General features: G+C 59.0%; 16 protein-coding genes. 14 read left to right on the top strand and 2 right to left on the bottom strand.

The features are described from left to right. The first annotated feature begins 120 nt into the window (after positions 1-120). The 7 genes from BM235_RS12640 (at position 121) to BM235_RS12610 (ending at position 10,813) form a co-directional block, all read left to right on the top strand. On the top strand, positions 121-2,067 hold the full coding sequence (locus tag BM235_RS12640) for a glycoside hydrolase family 127 protein (protein WP_090113375.1): 1,947 nt from the start codon (positions 121-123) through the stop codon (positions 2,065-2,067). Positions 2,068-2,155: 88 nt separating this feature from the next. Continuing rightward, positions 2,156-3,862 (top strand): cache domain-containing sensor histidine kinase, encoded by a 1,707-nt coding sequence (locus BM235_RS12635; RefSeq protein WP_090113373.1) that lies wholly within the window; start codon positions 2,156-2,158, stop codon positions 3,860-3,862. Next, positions 3,863-5,290, top strand: a complete 1,428-nt coding sequence (locus BM235_RS12630; protein WP_090113371.1) for a response regulator transcription factor — start codon at positions 3,863-3,865, stop codon at positions 5,288-5,290. A 197-nt stretch (positions 5,291-5,487) separates the two neighbouring features. Then, positions 5,488-7,188 (top strand): extracellular solute-binding protein, encoded by a 1,701-nt coding sequence (locus BM235_RS12625; RefSeq protein ID WP_090113619.1) that lies wholly within the window; start codon positions 5,488-5,490, stop codon positions 7,186-7,188. An 80-nt stretch (positions 7,189-7,268) separates the two neighbouring features. Beyond that, positions 7,269-8,159: an ABC transporter permease gene (locus BM235_RS12620; protein ID WP_090113369.1), complete on the top strand. Its 891-nt coding sequence runs from the start codon at positions 7,269-7,271 to the stop codon at positions 8,157-8,159. Positions 8,160-8,174: 15 nt separating this feature from the next. Beyond that, positions 8,175-9,059, top strand: a complete 885-nt coding sequence (locus BM235_RS12615) for a carbohydrate ABC transporter permease (protein WP_090113366.1) — start codon at positions 8,175-8,177, stop codon at positions 9,057-9,059. A 182-nt stretch (positions 9,060-9,241) separates the two neighbouring features. Continuing rightward, positions 9,242-10,813 (top strand): S-layer homology domain-containing protein, encoded by a 1,572-nt coding sequence (locus tag BM235_RS12610; RefSeq protein WP_158543725.1) that lies wholly within the window; start codon positions 9,242-9,244, stop codon positions 10,811-10,813. A 121-nt stretch (positions 10,814-10,934) separates the two neighbouring features. On the opposite strand, the gene BM235_RS12605 is transcribed toward BM235_RS12610, so the two are convergent. Further along, a complete protein-coding gene (locus BM235_RS12605; protein ID WP_255374340.1) occupies positions 10,935-11,888 on the bottom strand; it encodes a TRM11 family SAM-dependent methyltransferase in 954 nt (317 codons plus the stop codon). A 272-nt stretch (positions 11,889-12,160) separates the two neighbouring features. Between BM235_RS12605 and BM235_RS12600 the strand changes: the two genes are divergently transcribed. The 7 genes from BM235_RS12600 to BM235_RS12570 all read left to right on the top strand — a co-directional run bounded on the left by BM235_RS12600 (position 12,161) and on the right by BM235_RS12570 (position 20,495). After that, positions 12,161-12,820 carry a GNAT family N-acetyltransferase gene (locus BM235_RS12600; protein ID WP_090113613.1) on the top strand — a complete coding sequence of 220 codons (660 nt, stop codon included), beginning with the start codon at positions 12,161-12,163 and terminating at the stop codon, positions 12,818-12,820. 63 nt (positions 12,821-12,883) lie between these two features. Then, positions 12,884-13,030, top strand: a complete 147-nt coding sequence (locus tag BM235_RS12595) for a helix-turn-helix domain-containing protein (RefSeq protein ID WP_090113363.1) — start codon at positions 12,884-12,886, stop codon at positions 13,028-13,030. 116 nt (positions 13,031-13,146) lie between these two features. Beyond that, positions 13,147-14,115: an alginate lyase family protein gene (locus BM235_RS12590; RefSeq protein ID WP_158543726.1), complete on the top strand. Its 969-nt coding sequence runs from the start codon at positions 13,147-13,149 to the stop codon at positions 14,113-14,115. Between the two features lie 378 nt (positions 14,116-14,493). Next, positions 14,494-16,014 (top strand): malate:quinone oxidoreductase, encoded by a 1,521-nt coding sequence (locus tag BM235_RS12585; protein WP_090113348.1) that lies wholly within the window; start codon positions 14,494-14,496, stop codon positions 16,012-16,014. A gap of 153 nt (positions 16,015-16,167) precedes the next feature. After that, positions 16,168-18,069, top strand: a complete 1,902-nt coding sequence (locus BM235_RS12580) for a PAS domain S-box protein (RefSeq protein ID WP_090113346.1) — start codon at positions 16,168-16,170, stop codon at positions 18,067-18,069. Positions 18,070-18,246: 177 nt separating this feature from the next. Continuing rightward, positions 18,247-19,023, top strand: coding sequence for a YheC/YheD family protein (locus BM235_RS12575; protein WP_090113344.1), 777 nt, complete (start codon positions 18,247-18,249; stop codon positions 19,021-19,023). A gap of 173 nt (positions 19,024-19,196) precedes the next feature. Next, complete coding sequence (locus BM235_RS12570) at positions 19,197-20,495, top strand: FAD-binding protein (protein WP_090113342.1); 1,299 nt, start codon at positions 19,197-19,199, stop codon at positions 20,493-20,495. Here BM235_RS12570 and BM235_RS12565 read toward each other — a convergent pair. Beyond that, positions 20,492-21,331 carry a helix-turn-helix transcriptional regulator gene (locus BM235_RS12565; protein ID WP_090113340.1) on the bottom strand — a complete coding sequence of 280 codons (840 nt, stop codon included), beginning with the start codon at positions 21,329-21,331 and terminating at the stop codon, positions 20,492-20,494. The two genes, BM235_RS12570 and BM235_RS12565, sit on opposite strands and share 4 nt — an antisense overlap. Positions 21,332-21,382: the final 51 nt, after the last annotated feature.

The raw sequence follows: 21,382 nt of genomic DNA, 5'->3' as shown, positions 1-21,382 counted from the left end.
CTCCGCGATCAGTCTCAATTTGTATAAGATCATGCTTAATCTGTTCCTGTCGTCTCCATATAAAAAAGAATAAACTCGTAAACATGAAGAGTCAATTTATATAAGAAGAGGTGGACGGCCATGCATCATCCGAAGGTCCAAATCAACGACGGATTTTGGAACGATTATATCGAGCTCGTTCGCGGCACGGTGATCCCTTATCAATGGGAAGCGTTGAACGACCGGATCGAGGACGCCGAGCCGAGCTATTCGATTCGCAATTTCCGGATCGCCGCAGGCTTGGAGGAAGGCGAATTCGGGGGCTGGATCTTCCAGGACAGCGACCTGTATAAATGGCTGGAGGCGGTCGCGTATTCGCTTCGGCGCCGCCCCGACCCGGCGCTCGAGCGAATCGCCGACGAAGCGATCGACCTGATCGGCCAAGCCCAGCGAGATGACGGCTATCTGAACACGTACTTCACGATTCAGGAGCCCGGCAGGGCGTGGACGAATCTGTACGAAGCGCACGAGCTGTACTGCGCGGGCCATCTGTTCGAAGCCGCGGCGGCTTATTGCGAGGCGACGGGCAAGCGCAAGCTGATCGACATCGCCTGCCGGTTCGCCGACCTGATCGACGGCTTGTTCGGGACGAAGCCGGGGCAAATGCGCGCGTACTGCGGACATCCCGAGGTCGAGCTCGCGCTCGTCAAGCTGCATGCGGCGACCGGGGAAGAGCGCTACCTAAAGCTGAGCCAATTTTTCATCGACGAACGCGGGAGCCAGCCGAGCTATTACAACGAAGAGTGGGAGCGCCGCGGCCGCAAAAATATTTGGTCGCAGGGGGCGCCGAATCTGGAGGTTTATCAGAGCCATCTCCCGGTTCGCGAGCAGCCGGTCGCCGTGGGACACGCCGTTCGGGCGGTGTACCTGTATACGGCAATGGCCGACCTCGCCCGCTTGAACGGCGATGTCGGACTGCGCGAGGCCTGCGAACGGCTGTGGGCGAATACGACGGGCAAGCAGATGTACATCACCGGCGGGATCGGCGCGACGCATCTGGGCGAAGCGTTTACGTTCGACCACGATCTGCCCAACGATACCGTCTATGCGGAGACTTGCGCATCGATCGGCCTGATCTTCTGGGCGCGCAGAATGCTCCAGCTGGAAGCGAAGAGCGAATACGCCGACGTCATGGAGCGGGCGCTCTACAACAACGTGCTCGGCAGCATGGCGAAGGACGGCAAGCATTTCTTTTACGTCAACCCGCTTGAGGTATGGCCGGAAGCGAGCGTTAAAAATCCGGACCGGCACCATGTGAAGCCGGTGCGGCAGAAGTGGTTCGGGTGCTCCTGCTGCCCGCCGAACGTCGCCCGCTTGATCGGCTCGCTGGACGATTACATTTACGACGTGTCCGAAGACAGTCGTTCGGTCCGCGTCCACTTGTTTATCGGCAGCGAGATCTCGTTTGAAACGCAAGGCCGCAAGGTCGCGCTGACGCAGCGGTCGGCGCTGCCTTGGGACGGCAAGGTCGAGTTCGACGTGTCTCTGCCGGCGTGCCCGGAAGGCGCCGAAGTTGCGTTCGAGCTCGCGCTCCGCATCCCGAACAGGTTCAACGGCGAGCGCCCGATGCTGCACGTGAACGGAGAGCCGCTCGACTACCGCGTCGATCGGGGCTACGCGCTCGTCGACCGCGCATGGCGCGAAGGCGATCAAGTATCTTGGCTGCTGCCGATCCAAGCGGCGCTCGTCGCCGCGAATCCGCTCATTCGCGCGGACGCGGGCAAAGCCGCCATCCAACGGGGACCGCTCGTCTACTGCGTGGAAGAAGCGGACAACGGCACGCCGCTGGCCTCCCTGTCGCTGGCCGAGGCGCCGCGCCTGTCGGAGCGGCAGACGTCCGAGCTGCTCGGCGGCTGCGTCGTCGTCGAAGGGGACGGCTTCGTCACGGACGTTGCCGGCTGGGAGGAAGGCCTTCCTTATCGTCCGTTCAGCAAGCAAAAGAAAGCCGTCCGCATCAAGGCCGTCCCCTACTACCTGTGGGGCAACCGCGAGCCCGGCGAGATGAACGTCTGGCTGCGGCATTCTTGATCCCGATGCTCGATCCGAAGGTCCCTGGGAGAGTTCCCGGGGACTTTCGGGCTCGCTGCGGACAGCGCCCGTGAAGGGAGGGACGGATGTGGAGCGACTCACGCTCAAAAATCGGATTTTATTTTTGTTTGCCGCCGCGACCTTGATTCCTTTCGTTTTTACCTGCTACTTGTCTTACAACACGATCGCGTCCATTTTGGACAAAAAACTGACGGCAGGCATCCAGAGCAATCTGAAGCAAGTCGAGCTGTCCCTGGAAAGCACGCTCGGCAACCTGAATCACGTATCGCAGCAGCTCGCCTTCGCAGGGGATATCGGCCGGCAGCTGGAGGCGTTCATGACCGCGGACGAGCCGTATGCGAGAAGCGAACTGACCGACCAGATCAAATATCAGCTTAATCTCATTACCTTTACGAACCCAAACATCGGGCTGACGATGTATTACTTTCAAAAGGACCGGTCGATGCTCTTCGAATCGTCGGGCGTCAAGGATTCGTTCGATTTGGACCGTCTGCCCGTGCTCGCTTCCTACTATGGCATTACGTATTTCGGCCCGCATGTGAGCAACGACCGCTTTAACGACCAGTACGTGCTCTCCGCGCTTCGCAAGGTCGACCTGCCGGATCGGCAGGATGCGTACATTTACGTCGAATCGGGCTTCAAGCTCACGCAGAGCATTCTCGACCTGGACGGCGTCAGCAAGCATACGTACCATCTCATTTTGGATAACGACGGACGCGTCGCCTATAGCGAACTCGGCGACGACTTCCCGGAAAATTCGGCGTTCGCCGAACTGAAAGCGCCTTCTCAGAGCGCCGGCGTCTCCTCGGGCTATTATTGGTACCGGCAGGTCAGCACGCAGGGCTGGAGCGTCGTCTCGCTCGTGCCTAAAGCGGGCTACAACCAGGAGAAGAACGCCTGGATCGTCAAGATGCTCGTCATGGCGCTGCTGCTGATCGCGGTCAGCCTCTCCATCGGCTGGCTTCTGTGGAAGATGGTATACAAACCGCTGGCGAGGTTCGGCAAGGAGATCAAGTGGATGGCGAACAGCAATCTCAACGCGGTCACGATGCGGACCAACATCCCGGAATTCGAGGCGCTGCTCGGGCAATTCCGCAAGATGAAGTCGCAAATCGCGGACCTGTTCGCGGAGGTCGAGAGCAAAGAGAAGCGGCGGGCGGATCTGGAGATCGAGAAGCTCTTGTATCAGATCAATCCCCACTTCCTGATGAATACGCTGGACACCGCGCACTGGTTGGCCGTCATGAACGGCCAGCAGGAGATCGACCGGCTCGTGACTTCCCTGAACAAGCTGCTTTACTACAACCTCCGCAAAGGAGACAGCCTCTCCACCGTTCGCGAGGAGGTCGACTCCCTTAAGCAGTACCTCATCCTTCAGCAGATCCGATATAACTTCCGTTTCGATGTCCGGCTTCACGTGCAGGACGAGCTGCTCGACGTTCAGGTGCCCCGGTTCATTCTTCAGCCGCTGGTCGAGAACGCGCTGTATCACGGGCTCGATGACGAAGGCAGGATCGAAGTGGAGGTCCGGCTGAACGATCGGCTCGAACTCTCGATCCAAGACAACGGGGGAGGCATCTCCGAGGAAAAGATCGCGGCGCTGCTGGCTGGCGAGCAGACGGAGCGGCATCGCGTCGGGATGGGCATCGGCATGAACTACGTCAAACGGATGCTGGAGTCGCATTACGAAGGCCGGGCCGAGATGCGGGTGCAAAGCGAACTCGGCCTAGGGACCCGAATCGTCATCCGGCTGCCGATCAAGGAGGACGATTGAATGATCCATGTGTTAATCGTGGACGACGATAATCTGGTACGCAAAGGGCTCATCACCGCGATGCCGTGGGACGAATTCGGCATGCGGATCGCGGGCGAGGCCGCGAACGGCGAGAAGGCGCTTGAATTCATCGCTTCCAATCGGGTGGAGCTGCTGATCACCGACCTCGCCATGCCCGTCATGTCGGGCATCGAACTAATTCGGATCGTGCGCGAGCGGTACCCCGACGTGGCCGTCGCCGTGCTCACCTTGCATCAGGATTTCGAATACATTCAGGAAGCGCTTCGGCTTGGCGCCATCGACTATATCGCGAAGGTCCAGCTTGAACAGGAGTACTTCGGCGAGGTGCTGGCGCGAATCCGGGCGCGGATCGTCCCCGGCAAGACCGGCCGAATGAAGGACGACGCTGCCGCGCCCAAAGAGCGATTCCCGGGCAGCGACGCCTACGCATGGCTTGCGCTGCGGGAGCCGGCCGGGGCGAAGGCGCCGCCTTCAGCGCCGGAAGGAGCCGGCTGCTGGCGGGCGGACGTGGACCCGCTTGTCAGGCTGTGGCTGCCGGCGAATGAAGAGGACCGGCTCGGCGGAGCGGCGGAGCGGACCGGACGGCCCCCCGTTCAGGCGGACTTGCTGCCGTCGGACTGGCGTCTGGTTCGGGTCCGCCACGCGGCCGGCGAATCGATCGCGGAGCTGCAGCTCGGCTTGAACCGCTACCGGCAGCTGGACTTCTTTTACGACTGCGACGGCCGCGAGGCGCAGCCGATCGAGCTGGACCTCGCGCAGCTTCGCGGCGAGCGCGCCGCTCCATGCGCGCGGGACATCGAGGAAGCGCGGGAGCTGCTGCACGCGTTTCGCTGGCTGCATGACGAGACGAGCTTCGAGGAGTTGCAGCGCCGATTGCTTGCGCTCCGGCTGCCGGCCGAGAAGCTGACGCAGCTTTTTTACGGCTGCACCGTCGAGTGGAACCGGATATACCGCGCTGTATCGCAGACCCGTGCGGCGCTTCCCGACAAGCTCGCATGCTGGGAAGAATGCGTGGTTTGGCTGGACGCCTTCAGGGAGATGTCGAGGGCGGCGTCGGGACAGACGCATCTGAGCGGAGAGGTGAGCGGCAGCATCTCGACCGCCGTGAAGATCGTCCATGACGAGCTGGCGCTTCCTTTGTTCGCCATCGACGTCGCGAAGCGGGTCAACTTGAGCCGCAGCTACTTCAATCAGGTTTTCAAGGAAGTCGTCGGCTATTCTTTTAACGAGTACCTTCGCAAAACCCGGATCGACAAAGCCAGGGAGTACCTCGTCCAGACGACGAAGCCGATTCAATGGGTGGCCGAGCACACGGGCTATGCCGACGAGAAGTACTTCAGCCGTACGTTCAGGGATCAGACCGGCATGCTCCCGAGCGAATATCGGACCAGGCATCGGCAAGGGTAGACAGATGGCGGCGACGAGGGGGAGATTCGGCCGACGGAGACAAGCGCCGTTCATTTCTCTCCCTGATCCTCGGCATCCGCTCCATCTTAAGAGCGCTTTCAACCGTGCTATATTGATTTTGCTTCATTAATAAAGCGCGAAACGAAGGGGGAAGCAACACCTTGAACAAAAAATCCGCAACGCTGGCCGTGACGCTCATGGCCGTCGCGCTGAGCGCGTGCAGCCAATCGGACAACGACAATAACGCGGCCTCAACCAAAGCCTCAACCAAAGCCTCAACCGCGGCCTCAACCGCATCCGCCGGATCGGGCTCGCCTGCCGCAAGCGCCGAGACCCAGGATCCGTTCGGCAAATATCCGGAGCAGATCACGCTGACGTACGGCAAAGCGGTGGACCCGACGGACAACAGCTTGCCCGCGGGCGATACGCCGGAGCACAACCAATATTCGCGATACATTCTGGACAACTTGAACATCGACACCAAGGTAACCTGGCAGGCCGCTTCCGGCACGAACTACGACCAAAAGGTTAACCTGGCGATCTCTAGCAGCGACCTGCCCGATGCCCTCGTCGTAAAGGACACGCAGCTCAGGGAGATGGTGAAGTCCGGACAGCTCGCGGATCTGACCGACGTATTCAACCAATACGCGTCGCCGGCGATGAAAAACTTCATGGAAAAGACCGGCGGCAAATCGATGGAGTCGGTCACGTTCGACGGCAAGATGTACGCGATCCCGAGCATCCAGGTGCAATCCGACGGCGTGCACGAGATGTGGATCCGCAAGGACTGGCTCGACAAGCTCGGCCTTGAGCCGCCGAAAACGATGGCGGACCTCGAGAAGGTCGCCAAAGCGTTCGTGGAACAGGATCCGGACGGCAACGGGAAGAAGGACACGATCGGCATCTCCGGCCAGCAGAACGGCAGCAAGCTGTACGCCAACTTCCTCGAATCGACCAACAACACGTTCGGCCTTGACCCGATCTTCGGCGCTTACAAGTCTTATCCCGGCTATTGGCTCAAGGACGAAGCGGGCAACCCCGTCTACGGCTCGACGCTGCCGGAGACGAAGGAAGCGCTGGGCAAGCTGCGCGACATGTACGCGCAAGGCTTGATCGACAAGGAGATCGGCATCCGCAAGAGCGCCTACGAGCCGATCGTCAGCGGCCAGGCGGGGATCTTCTTCGCCCCTTGGTGGATGGGCTACGGCCCGCTGCCGGACGCGATCAAGAACAACCCCGACGCGAACTGGCAGGCGTACCTGCTGCCGCTCGACGCGGACGGGCAGTTCAACGCTCACATGGGCGCGCCGTCCACGCTCTTCGTCGTCGTCCGGAAGGGCTACGAGCATCCGGAAGCGGTCGTCAAAATGCTGAATCTGCTCGTTCGGGACGAATCCAAGTTCGATATCAGCGTGCCGGTCGGTTTCTACCCGCTGCGCGTGCCGATGTCCTACACCGACGAGAGCGAGTATTCCGCGAAGGCGCTGAAGGAAGTGCTGGCCGGCACGAAGAAGCCGGAGGACTTCACGGATCCGGGCTATAAGCTGCTTGCGGCCGATATTCAAAACGTCACGAAGGTTAAGAAAGAGCCGTACGACAACATGGACATCCAAAATTGGGATCCGAAGGCCGATATGGGCACCTGGAGCCGGATCTATTCGCTGCTCGTCGGCTCGTCGCCGCTGGAGCAGGACTACAACAAGGTGTACAGCTTGCTCTACTCGCAGACCAAGACGATGGAGAGCCGCTGGTCGAACCTGAAAAAGCTGGAGGACGAAACCTTCCTCAAAATCATCATGGGCGCCGCGCCGCTGGACGACTTCGACAAGTTCGTCAGCGACTGGAAAAAGCAAGGCGGCGACAAGATTACCGAGGAAGTGAAGGAAGCGGTCAAGTAAAGGCAGCCGTTGTCGGAGACGCCGGACATTCCGGCGTCTTGCGCGATTGCCTTAGCGGCGATAGAGAGAGGAGACACGGGATGAGAAACCGTACGTTCGCCAAGCATTATTACTTCATGCTCCTGCCCGGGTTCGTGTGGCTGATCCTGCTCAGCGTCGTTCCCATGTTCGGGATCGTGATCGCATTCGAAGACTTCAATCCCGGACAAGGCTTTTTCCGGTCCGAATGGATCGGGTTCGATAATTTCCGGTACATGTTCGACCTGAACGACACGGCGCAAATTTTCGGCAACACGGTCTTCATCGCCGTCATGAAAATCGCGGCCAATCTCGCGGTGCCGCTCGCGTTCGCCATCCTGCTGAACGAGCTTCGCTTCATGGCGATGAAGCGCTGGATCCAGACGATCGTCTACTTGCCTCACTTTTTGTCCTGGGTCATTTTATCCGGCATTTTGCTCGACATTTTTTCGTATACCGGTCCCGTGAACACCCTGTTGTCGGCCTTCGGGGCGGATCCCGTTCTCTTTTTCGCCCGCGCGGACCTGTTCCCCTACATCGTCGTCGGCAGCGACGTGTGGAAGGAATTCGGCTTCAATACGATTATTTATTTGGCGGCGCTGACCGGCATCAATCCTTCGCTCTACGAAGCGGCCTCGATCGACGGCGCCTCGAGACTTCGCCGCATGTGGCACGTGACCTTGCCCGGGCTTCGAACGACGATCGTCCTGCTCGCCGTCCTCAGTCTCGGCAACGTCCTTAACGCCGGATTCGATCAAATCTTCAACCTATACAACCCGCTGCTCTATTCGACCGGCGACATCATCGACACCTGGGTGTATCGGGAAGGTTTGCTGAATATGCAATACGGTCTTGCGACCGCGGTAGGCTTGCTGAAGTCGGTCGTCAGCTTCGTCCTCATCGTCGTCTCCTACTTGCTGGCATCCAAATTCGCGAACTATCGCATCTTTTAAGGAAGGAGGGCCGCTATGATACAGAACGCCGGCCTGCGATCGCGGTTGTTCGACAGACTGCTCGTCATCGCGCTGCTGCTCGTCGCTTTCCTCTGTCTGCTGCCCATTTGGTACACGCTGGCCGTATCGTTAAGCGAGAAGTCCGCGGCCACGGCGGGTCAAGTCTGGCTGTGGCCCGTCGGCTTCAACTTTAATTCCTACGAACAAATCATGAACGACGGCCGATTCTTCCATTCGTTCTGGATCTCGATTCAGCGGGTCGCGCTCGGCGCCGTCATCACCATTGCGATCACGACGCTGATGGCCTTCCCGCTCTCGAGGAATACCAGGGAGTTCGGACCGCGGAACGTATTCATGTGGATCCTCGTTTTTACGCTCCTGTTCAACGGCGGCTTGATCCCGTGGTATATGACGGTCAAAGCGCTGGGCCTATACAATACGATCTGGGGCTTGGTGCTCGCCGGCGGGGTGCCGGTGTTCAACGTCATCCTGATCGTAAACTACTTCCGCAATCTGCCGAAGGAGCTGGACGAAGCGGCGCTGGTCGATGGCACAGGGCCTTGGCGGATGCTATTTGCGATCTACGTGCCGCTCGCGGTCCCCGTGCTGGCCACGGTGACCTTGTTCACCATCGTGTATCACTGGAACGAGTTTTTCCACGGCCTTGTATTAACTTCGGGGCAGGATCATTACCCGCTGCAGACGTTCATTCAGCAGTTGGTCGTCGTCATCGACGCCGCGAACATGACGGAGGATCAATACAAGCGGATGAACGAGCTGTCCAACCAGACGCTGAACGCGGCCAAAATATTTATCGCGATGATTCCCGTGCTGGTCGTCTATCTGTTTTTGCAGCGGTTTTTCATTCACGGCATTACGCTTGGTTCCGTCAAAGAGTAGAAGGCAGAAGGGGCTTGCCATTATTTGAGGATAGGTATCCGATCTCCGATTGATTACGATAGAGTGCGAGAGTCTATCAACGATCGGAGAGCGTGATACCTGATGCTGTCTAAACTGGCCGACGTGTCGCGCAAGGCGCCGCGGCCGCGGCGCTCGCCGGCGTGCTGGCGGGATGGATGGGCGTGCCCTGGTTAACGCCGGCGGCTGCTGCCGCTTCCTTCTCCGTCTCGAGCGCGCTTCCTTTTGACGACGTGCGCGACAACTTCGCCGCCCAAGCGATCTCGAACATGGCGGCCCTACATATCGTGACCGGCACGGGAGAGCGTCGGTTCGAGCCCGACAAGCCGGTCACCCGCGCGGAATTTATGACGATGCTGGACAGGCTGCTGCGCATCGAGCCTGTCGAGAGCGCGATTTCTTCTTTCTCGGACGTTCCGAAGACGGCGTGGTTTTACCGATGGGTGCAGTCCGCGGTCCAAATCGGATTGGCAAAGGGGACCTCCGGTTCCTCGTTTGAGCCGAACCGCCCGGTGACGCGCGAGGAAGCGGCGGTGCTGATCGCGCGCGCCTTGAAGCAAGCGCTCGCCGCCGGCGCGGCGCCATCCGCGCCGTTCTACCGGGACCAGGCGCGTATCCAGGCTTGGTCGCTGCCAGCCGTATATCGGCTGCGGCAGCTCGGCCTCATGGGCGGAGACGACGACGGCAGCTTTCGGCCGGCGTCTCCGATGACGAGGCAAGAAGCGGCCGTTCTGCTCGACCGGATGTGGTCGTATCCGGGATGGGCGGCGGAGATTCAGGCTGCGCAGGCGGCCCCGATCCAGCTCGGCTGGCAATACGGGCAGTCGGCCGCGCAGTACGAAAAGGAGGTTCTCGCCTCCGGCATCAATACGTTGTCGCCGCGCTCCTTTTTCCTCGACAAGAGCGGTACGGTCGCGGACTATACGGACGCCGCGCTCGTCGCTTGGGCGCACGCCAAAGGCAAGCGAGTGTGGACGATGGTCGGCAACCGGTCCGACCAAGCCGCCACGCATGCGATGCTGTCGGACGCCGGACGGCGAAGCGCGTTCGCTTTACAGTTGGCCGCCTTGGTCCGGCAGTACGGCCTGGACGGGCTCAACATCGACTTCGAGAACATGGCGCCAGGCGACCGTCAATCTTTTACCGCCTTCATCTCCGAATTGAGCGAGGCATTGGACGACCTTCGCGCCGTCTTATCGGTGAATGTCTCTCCCGACTTCGGTACGGATTGGACGGACGTGTTCGATTATGCGGCGCTGGGGAAGGCCGCCGATTATATCGTGCTGATGGGCTACGACGAGCATTGGGGAGGCGGCGATCCGGGCTCGGTGTCCTCGCTGCCTTGGCTTCGCCTCGGCTTGACGACGCTGTTAAAGCAGGTGTCCGCCGCACGGGTCGTACTGGCGCTGCCGCTGTACAACCGGGACTGGAAAAGCGAAGCCGGCATGACCGTCTCGGAGGAGATCAGCCTGCTGCAGCAGAATGCGCGGGTGACGGGGATGCAAGCCAAAGCGAGTTGGGAGGAGGCGATGGGCCAGTATTACGCCTATTACGGGACGGCCGCGTCTTTGCATCGCATCTGGCTGGAGGACGGTCGTTCGCTGTCTTTAAAGGTCGGACTCGGAGAATCGTTCGGCGTAGCCGGTTACGGCTTCTGGTATATGGGCGGGGAGAGCCTGGACGTCTGGACGAGCATGGCGAACGCCAGGCGGTTTGCCTCGTATGCTTTCGATTGAGCCGGTTTACGATCATTGACGATCGCACCCTAATGGATCAGGATTCCCGCTCCAGCTCGATCGTCCGCTCGACGCTGCCTGCGAACCGCGTCCATCATTCAAGGATCCAATTCGCCGCACTTTAAAGGCATAGCATCACGTGTCGGCGGAATGCTCCCTTTTTGACGATACCGCGATCCGCTATAGCGAGCCTCGCAGCCGTCAGCATGTCGTCGATCGGTTCGATGGAGACGACCGCGACGCGGCCTGCGATCCGGCGAGCATGCCGCAGGATGGCCAGCTGCTCCTCGGCGGTAATTTTGGAAACGTGATTGTACGGCAAGTCTATGACGGCCGCATCGTAGCTGGTGCTAATTTCGGCGATCGGGCCGAAGACAACCTCGCCTTGGAGTCCGAAAAAGGCGAGGTTTTCGCGCGCGCCGACCGCCAGCTGCGGGTTGATCTCGCGCCCGACCATGTCGATGCCCATCGAGAGCGCCTCCACGAGAACGGTCCCGATGCCGCAGCAGGGATCGATGGCCAAGACGCCTTCGGGACGCGGAACCGCGATATTGGCGACCGCTCTCGCGAGTCTTGCGGGGAGCGCCATCGAGTAATTGCGAGGTTTGTTCATATGGGTCAGCCATACGGAACGGTTTTTCTCATAAGGGCCGAAGTACCAGCGCCCGCCCATCGTCGCGATGCCGAACATGCGATCCGGATGGCGCATATCGGCTTTGCCTTTGATCCGCATGCCGACCTGCCGCTCGATTTCACGTTGATCCTCGTACGTCATTTTTTCATCCGCCGCCAGATCGTTCGTCTTCACGAACAATACCTTGAACGAAGTCGAAAGGGCAGTCATATCGGCCGCTTGAAGCGCGATATCGCTGATGCTGTCGCCTTCGTACATGACCTCGATCCGTTCTCTGATAAAAGGGCTTCGGCTGGGATCGATGGTGACGCTGCTTTTAAAAACAGGCAGTTCCGGATCGACGCCGAACAAGGCGCGCAGCTCCAGCCGGCATAACGAACGCTCGTCCTCGTGCGATGCATAGGTATATAAATATGCGATGGGTGAATGGGAAGAAGCCAAATCCTAACCGCCTTTGAATGAAGTTGCGTTCTGCCCATTATACAGCAGAAGCAGGATACGGGGCGCGCGGCATGGAATAAGATGAAGATCCTGCACGACAAAGGAGAATGACCGTGGAACCGAACCATTGTAAGCTCCTCGCGCAATTTAAGGAGCTCGCGGAAACGGAGTGGCTGCAGATCGCGTCCGCGTTATCGCAGCATTTCGGGGAGCCCATCGAGATTTCGGAAGACGATCTGTCGAAGCGCGATAAAAACGAAGTCGAGATCGTTATGAATGTAATAAGCGGCTGGATACTCACGAAAAAGCATCGACCGGATATTGTTGAAGCTTACGAGAGGCTTAAAGATACGAATTTACCGCGGAGCGTATCGTTCGGTTGCCTGGACGAGGGCCATGATCAGTTTAGTGTAGGGCTGGTACGAGCGGACATTCAGGATGCATCCCTTATTCATGAAATGCAAATCAGAGCGTTTATGCCATTGCTGCGTAAGTACGAAGACTTCGATACGAATCCGGCCAACGAAAAGGTCGAGCGAATCGTCGAAAGGCTTCAACAACCTTTTACCGAATACTACCTCATTGTTCTTTCCTCTCTGTCGGTGGGGGCGATTCGAATCGTTAAAAAGCCAAATAAAACGTACCGGGTTAGTCCGATCTTCCTGTTGCCCGAGTACCAAAGCCGGGGGATCGCGCAAATCGTATTCGAGTTGATCGAGCGACAATACGCAGATGCCGAGAAGTGGGAGCTGGCTACCATCCTGCAGGAGGCGGGCCTTTGTTACCTGTACGAAAAACTGGGCTACAGGAAAACCGAGGGAAGCAAGGTTATTAACGACAAGATGACGATCGTTTTTTACGAGAAGCGGATGAATGACGGGATGGATAGAGAGGATCACCCATGGTATCCGAGGCGAACGCCAACAAGCTGAAGCTGGTCTCTAACGACCGGTACCGTTTCCATACGGCAGTGCTGGAGCTGGCTCGAACAGACGATGCAACTGCTCGAGAAGGGCAACTATACGGTCAACGAGATCATGGAGCAGTCGGGCTTCAGCAACCAGAGCCACTTCTTCCGTTCGTTCAAAAAGAAATTCGGCACGACGCCGCGCGAATACCGATTGAAGAAGAGCTTGTCCTAACGCTTCCCCCCGGCGTGAAAGAATGGATATGCGAACGATATAACGTGCATGTTCATCGGAAAATATCAAAGTTATGATGCAACATAGGATGAGTGATGAAAGGAAGTTTGATCGCCATGTCGACGTCGCAAGCGCCCGCGGTCGAAGCGCTGCTCCGCGAAGCGCAGGCAAGCCTCAAGACGGTATGCAGCGCGGTGCCTGTCTGGTCGATCCCAGGTTTTTATTACGATCGCGAGGGCCATCAGACGGGCAAACGGTTAATGGAGCCCGATGCCCAGGCTGCCTATACGACCGCGCTGGCGTACCGGATCACCGGGGAGGCTGCCTACGCGGCCAAAGCCGCGGACATTCTGGGCGGCTGGGCAAGCGTAAACCGGGAGATCGGCGGACACGACGGACCGCTGGTGTCGGCCTACCTAGGCGTCGGCTTCATCCGCGCGGGATTGTGGCTCGAGCCGTTCGAGGCCTGGAGCCGCGAAGCGCGCGACCGGTTCGAAGGCTGGTTGAAGCAAGTGTGCCTCGGCGCATGGGAAAGCATCGAAGGCCGCAACAATTGGTGGGACTGGAGCCTGTACGCGCGTCTCGCGCTCCATCGGTTAACGGGAGACGACGCCGCGTTCGCGGCGGCGACGGAAGAGTTGAAGGCGCACATCGATCATGCGATCGCGAAGGACGGCTTCTTGCCGGAGGAAGCGGCCAGAGGCGCCAACGCCATGTGGTACCATTATTTCGCCCTGGCGCCGATGACGGCCGCGGCGAAGCTCGTGCTGGACGCGACCGGGGAGGATCTCTTCCGTTGGACGACGCCCGGAGGCAAGAGCATCAAGCGAGCGCTCGATACCTTCCTTCGCTACGCTGACGGCCGATCCGGCGAATGGCCCTTCGGCGAGGAGAAGCAGAACATGCCGGTCCCGCTCGGCGCGGATACGTGGCCCGTCGATTTGTTCGAGGCGATGGCGATTATTTATCGGGACGAAGCCTACGCGCGCTTTGCCGCACCGTATCGCCCGGTCGCGGGGCACCGCAATGTGAGCAGCGGCTGTTTCCAATCGTATGCGTGGAACTATCCCGAGCTTTTGGTTTGAAGATCCGCATGCACGCGGGGAGCGACGCTAGCGGGGAGGCGCACTTGCTTCGCATATGCACAATTCTTGTGCATCAAAGCGCTTGTCCGTCTGCATTCGGCGCTCCCGTTTCAGGCTCTTCGCCATAACGCAAAGAAACCGTTCTTTAGTGAAATGGAAGCATCTTTCCTCCATTTGCGAAGAGTACGGTTTTTTTGCGCAACCAAAAAGCATTGACCCACTTTGCCTCCAATTGTTTGAGGGCAATGAAATAACTTATATCGATCATCTCTATAGTAAACATTTATTAAAGTCGGATGGTAATAGTGTTAAAATAGATAAGGTTAATCGGACCTGGATCAAAATTCGAGCAAATCTTAAGATATAAGGATGGTCATAATGAGTAACGGACAAACGAGTTCAGACGTAATCTTGATCGGCGCGGGCATCATGAGCGCGACGTTGGGCGCCATGCTGAAGGAATTGGCGCCGAACTGGAAAATCACCGTGCTGGAAAAGCTCGCGAGCGCGGGCGAAGAGAGCTCGAACGAATGGAACAACGCCGGCACGGGACACGCGGCGCTGTGCGAACTGAACTATACCGTCGAAAAGCCGGACGGATCGATAGATATCAGCAAGGCGATCAGCATCAACGAGCAGTTCCAGGATTCCATGCAGTTCTGGTCCTACCTCGTCGAGAGCAAGCTGATTCGCAATCCGCAGGACTTCATAATGGCCCTGCCTCACATGAGTCTCGTGCACGGGCAAAAAGACGTGTCGTTCCTGAAAAAACGTTACGAAGCGTTGTCCGCGAATCCATTGTTCCACGGCATGGAGTATACCGAGGACCATGCCAAGCTGAAGGAATGGATCCCGTTGATCATGAAAAACCGGAGCGGAAGCGAGCCGATCGCGGCCACCAAGGTCGACGCCGGCACGGACGTCAACTTCGGCGCTTTGACGCGCATGCTGTTCGAGCACTTGAACAAAAATGGCGTGGAGATCAAGTACAAGCATAAAGTGGACGATATCAAGCGCACTCGCGACGGCGCCTGGGAATTGAAGGTTCGCGCCGATAACGGCCGCGTCGAGCGGCATGCCGCCAAATTCGTCTTCGTCGGGGGCGGCGGCGGCAGCCTGCACCTGCTTCAAAAAACCGGCATCCCCGAAGGCAAGCACATCGGCGGGTTCCCGGTCAGCGGTCTGTTCATGTCGTGCAACAATCCGGACGTCATCGCCAAGCACCACGCCAAGGTGTACGGCAAGGCGAAGGTCGGCGCGCCGCCGATGTCGGTACCGCATCTCGACACCCGCTTCATCGACAACAAGAAGTCGCTGCTGTTCGGACCGTTTGCCGGCTTTTCGCCGAAGTTCCTGAAGACGGGCTCGATGCTCGATCTGATCACTTCGGTCAAGCCGCACAATCTCGTCACGATGATGGCGGCGGGCGCCAAAAACATGTCGCTCACCAAGTACCTGATCCAACAGGTCATGCTGTCGAAAGAACAGCGTATGGAGGAGCTGCGCGAGTTCGTGCCGGACGCGAAAAGCGAAGATTGGGACTTGGTCGTAGCCGGCCAGCGCGTCCAGGTCATCAAGGATACGGCCGCAGGCGGCAAAGGCACGCTGCAATTCGGTACCGAGGTCGTGACGGCCGCCGACGGCTCGGTGGCCGCGCTGCTTGGCGCATCCCCGGGCGCTTCGACCGCCGTCTCGGTCATGCTGAACGTCATTAAAAAGTGCTTCCCGCAGCAAATTCAAGCTTGGGAGCCGAAGTTAAAAGAAATGATCCCGTCTTACGGCGCTTCCTTGCTTAAAAATCCGGAGCTCCTCCGCGACGTTCAAGCATCGACCGCGCAATCGCTCGGCTTAAGCCCCGGCAGGTCGTATCAGAAGGCGGCAGGCCAGCCCGTTTCTTAGCATAGCCCGTATTCTTTGGCAGCGGGCGTCCGGAACGTCTTTTCCGGACGCTCGCTGCCTTTTTGTTTCAAAATGATTTGAAAAGGGTAATTAGATCAAAACTATGCCTGCATACGTTTTGGCGGCAGACGGTACAAACTTGGAGGTAACGGCATGCATCGCGTTAACTTGGATCAGAATTCCTTCAACGGTCAAGTGTTTCAATATGCGTCCTTCGGCGTCGCGCTACTCGATCCGAAAGGACTTTTTTTAACGGTAAATCCCGCGATGGAGCGGATTTTCGGCTATAGCAAGGTAGAATTCGAAGGGCAGCTGTTCGGTTGCTTCTCGCATCCGGACGACCCGATCAAATCCATCGAAGAGCTAAAAGAGGCGATGGGGGAGACCGAGGTCGAGTGGCAGATGGAAAAGCGTTTTTTCAGAAAAGACGGCGCGACGCTGTGGACGTTGATGTCCGTTCGCCTGTTCCGCAACGACGAGGGTACCCCGCTTTATTATATTCTGCAGGTCATCGACATCTCGAAGCAGAAAATATCCGAGATCCAGCTGCAGGAATCGGTCGAGCGATATACGTCGCTCAAAAAATACAACCACGACGCCGTTATTTCCTTCGATCTTCAGGGACGCGTGATCAACGGAAACGCCGTGGCCGAGAAGCTGACGGGCTATTGCATCGCGGAGGAGCTCATCGGGATGGAGCTCGCCAACATTATCGGTCAGCCGAACGTGGACCGCATATTGGCGGACGCGCTTCATGACGCCACCGTCGAGCAAAGCATCGATACGCTTGTCACCAAGGAAGGCGAGACCGTCGAGGTGATTACGAGCATCGCCCCGATTTTCGTCAGCAACCGCAATATCGGCTTCTACCTGATCTGCAAGGATATATCGGAGCAAAAACAGCTCGTTCTGGCCAAAGAAATGGCGGAAGCCACCAACAAAGCGAAAAGCGAGTTTCTGGCTATGATGAGCCATGAGATCCGCACGCCGATGAATGGCGTCATCGGCATGACCGACCTGCTGCTCGATTCGGACCTCGACGAGGAAAGCAAGGCGTATGCCGAGATTATACGCAAAAGCGGAGAGGCGCTGCTCGCGATCATCAACGATATTCTCGATCTGTCGAAGATCGAGGCAGGCAGAAGCGAGCTGCAGGAGACGTCCTTCGATTTGAGGAGATGCATCACGGACAGCATGTCGGTCGTCTCGGCCAAGGCGGACGAAAAAAATCTCGAGCTGTCGTACGCCATCCATCACGACGTTCCCGATTACATTTACGGCGATGCCGATCGCTTGAAGCAAGTGCTGCTCAACTTGCTCGGCAATGCGGTGAAGTTTACGTCAAGCGGCAAGGTGTCGATCGCCGTCAAAAAATTAAAAGGAAAAACGCCGATGCTCGCGTTTACCGTGACGGATACGGGCATTGGCATCCCGCCGGAACGCCTGGAGGAGATTTTCGAGCCGTTTTCGCAGATCGACAGCTTCATGATGCGCAAGCACGAAGGCACGGGCCTCGGGCTCTCGATCAGCCGGCGCATCGTCGAGCTGATGGGCGGGGAGATTCGCGCGGAGAGCGACGGCAAGAGCGGCTCCGCTTTCCAATTCACCATCCAACTGCACGAGTCCACTGCAGATCAATTGGCGCCCGAAGCCGCATTGACGAATGAAGCGGGCGCTGCCCAAGCGAAAATATTGGTCGGCGAAGACAATCCGATCAATACGCTCGTGTTGAAAAAAATGCTCGAAAAAATGGGGCATCACGTAACGGTGGCCGCCGACGGCAAAGAGGTCATCGAGGCGGCGCTGCGCGAATCGTTCGATTTTATTTTCATGGATATTCATATGCCCGTCATCAACGGCCTGGACGCGGCGCGCGCGATCAAGGAACGGTCGGCGCCCGGCAAGTGCCCGCGAATCGTCGCGGTGACCGCGAACGCGCTGAAGGGCGATCGGGAAAAATGCCTGGCAGCCGGCATGGACGAATACGTGAGCAAGCCCGTGAAGCGCGAAGTGATCTCGCAAATTTTGGGTCAGTATATGGGCAAGGCGGTCTAAACAAGGCATCGGCAATTTGAATTTACATGGGGTGCGCGTCCGGTTACGGGCGCGTACCTTTTTTATGGCGCGGAATTTCGCCGTCGCATGAAAAACACGCCGTCAAACGCATAGGAGACCGGAGTCGCCGCCGCATATAAAGAAAACGGGGCCAAATGCGGAAAACGGGGGACGATCATGCACGGGAATAACAAGATGGGCAAATATAAGCTGATGCTTAAGGATCGGGCGACGGCGCGGCATCTGCCTCCGACCGCGATCGCTTCCTTGAAGGCTGTTCGGACAATGTTGGGGCGTTATGCGGCCGTCTATATCAAACCGAGTCATGGCACCGGCGGCTACGGCATTTTCAAAATGTCCAGGTTCAAGGGAGGGTACCAACTCCGGCACGGCACCCGAAGCCGCGTCTACCCGAAGCTGGAACAAGCTTATGCCGCGTTCGACAAGGCCCGGGCGAACAGAATATACCTGGTGCAGATGGGGATCCCGCTGCTTCAATACAAGCGCCGGCCGTTCGATCTTCGCATTATGGTGCAGCGCAATCCGAGAGGAGCCTGGGAGGCGACCGGCATCGTCGGTCGGCTCGCCATGGCGAACAAGATCGTGACCAACTATCACAACGGCGGCAAGCCGATGCCGGCCGACGCCTTGCTCTCGCCTGCCATCCCGGCTGCCAAACGCCAAGGCTACAAGGGGCGGCTGGAAGGGCTTGCGCTTCGAGTCAGCCGCCATTTGAGCGGTTATTTCCCTCAGTTTCGCGCGTACGGCGTCGACATCGGCATCGACCGGTCGCTGAAGCCGTGGATCATCGAGGTCAATTCGCGTCCCGACAGATCCATCTTTAACGCGCTGTCCGACAAGCGCATGTATCGAAAGATCATGGCGTACAGCCGGCGGCCGAAAGCGAGGGCGCCGCGGGCGCGCAAAGCCGCTCGCAATCGACTCAAGCGATAGCGGCGGCCGAATGTCTCTCGGCTGTTGCAGTCCTCGTTGACCGAAGACGCTTGTCGCGGATTGGCCGCGCCAGGCGTCTTTTTCGCGCTGTAAACATGCCGAGCGGGCGACGCTTAATCGTGTTATGTTAAGAGGTGAAAACGTAATCCTTTTCTCGAAGGGTGGAAGTGACGATGCGAAAAGACCCGACATACGATCGCAATTGGGCCGGCAATTATGAATACAGGGCCTCCGAGATCGTTTTTCCGGAAAGCGTAGAGGAGATCCAGGAGCGGGTGGCGCGCAGCCGCCGCGTGAAAGCGTTAGGTTCGCGACATTCATTCAACGGAATCGCCGATACGGACGGGACGATGCTGTCGCTGGAGCGGCTGGACCGGGTCGTCGCACTAGACCGAACGAACGGCAGAGTTAAGGTTGAGGGCGGTATTCGGTACGGCGAATTGTGCGCTTATCTGGACGAGCGCGGGTATGCGCTGCCCAACTTGGCTTCGTTGCCGCATATTACGGTCGCCGGCGCATGCGCGACCGCCACGCATGGCTCCGGCGACCTTAACGGCAACCTAGCGACGTCGGTGCACGCGCTGGATATCGTGACGGCGGACGGGGAGAAAATCGCGATCTCGCGCGACGACGGGGACGGGACGCTGGCCGGGGCTGCCGTCGGACTCGGCTGTCTGGGGATCGTGACCGCGATCACGCTTAACGTCATACCGGCTTTCCGCATGAGCCAGACGGTCTACGAAGGTTTGCCGCTCGCGGCGCTGGAGGACGGGCTCGACGCGGTATTCTCTGCCGGATACAGCGTCAGCTTGTTCACGGATTGGCGCGAGGCCTCGTTTAATCAGGTGTGGATCAAACGAACGGAGACGGACGGGGCGCATCGCTGGGACGAGCCGTCGTTCCACGGCGCGACCCGCGCGACAGCGCGCAAGCATCCGGTGCCCGGACTGTCGGCCGATCCATGCAGCGAGCAGCTCGGTATCGTGGGGAAATGGTACGAGCGGCTGCCTCATTTCCGCTTGAACTTCACGCCGAGCGCGGGCGAAGAGCTGCAGAGCGAATATTTCGTCCCGCGCGCCGCCGCATACGATGCGCTGTGCGCGATCGAACGGCTGCGGACGCGGATCGCGCCGCTGCTCTACGTATCCGAGATCCGCACGGTCGCCGCGGACGAGCTGTGGATGAGTCCTAGCTACGGGCGGGATTCGGTCGGCATCCATTTTACGTGGAATCCCGACCAGGAAGCTGTCTCCGGACTGCTTCCGCTGATCGAGGAGGCGCTCGAACCTTACCGTGCTCGCCCGCACTGGGCCAAGTTGTTCGTCATGCCGCCGGACAAACTGCGCCCGCATTACGCCAGGCTGCCGGACTTCGAGCGGTTGGTCGCGCGGCTCGATCCGGACGGCAAATTCCGCAACGGATATACGGTACGGTATTTGACGGAAGGCGCCGACCCCGGCCGGCGAGATTAAGGCCCTTTATCCTTGCGATAGCGGCCGGGCGGAACGCCGTAGGCTTGCTTGAACGAACGGATGAAATAGTTCGGGTCCATGCCGATCCTTCCCGCCGTATCCGATACCGAGGCGCGCGGATCCTCTTCCAGCCATACCGCGGCCTGATGGAGCCGGATGCGGCGGAGGTACGCAAGCGGCGGTTCGCCATAAGCTTCGCGGAACAGGCGCTGGAAATGCTGGACCGAATAACCGACCGCGCTGGCGACGTTGGACATGACGAGCGGCTCGGCGAAGTGCTCGTGCAGATAATGGACGGCGCGTTCGAGCGCGGCGTCGGACTGGCGCGCGCGAGGCGGCGCGGCCGGAGCCGCCGGTCCGGCGACGAGCGAGCCGAGCAGCAGCAGCAGATCGTAGAGCCGGGCCGACAGCAGGCGCGCGGCGTCCGGATCGGCACGCTCCGCGAGCCGCCATAGCGCACGTAAGGCCGCAGCCGGCGCTGCGGTCTCTTTGAGCGAAAAGGCCGTTCGCAGCGGCAATCCGCATGCGTCCGCGATGTCCGGCGCGCAGGGTCCCTCGAAACCGACGAAGCCGAGCAGCCACGGCTCCCTCGGGAACGGCTCGTAGCGATGCGCTTCGTCCGCGGGAAGAAGCAGGGCCTGGCCGGCTTCGATCGACAGACGGTCCCCGCCGGAAAATTCAAAGCGGCCCCGTCCTCCGAAGGCAATAAAGCATTGCATGACGGGAAAGCCGGCCGGCCGGTCTACCGGATGCTGGGCATGCGCGCCTACGCAGTAAAGGCTGACCGGGAGCCGCTCGCGATGAACGGACGGGGACAGCCGGAACGGGAGTTGCATATCGATTTTCCTCCATGTTCATTTTGTGCTTATTTTGACGTGCATTATGCT

This window comes from Cohnella sp. OV330, assembly GCF_900112065.1.
In the GTDB taxonomy this organism is placed as follows: Bacteria; Bacillota; Bacilli; order Paenibacillales; family Paenibacillaceae; genus Cohnella.
This window is presented reverse-complemented; position numbering and strand designations above follow the sequence as displayed.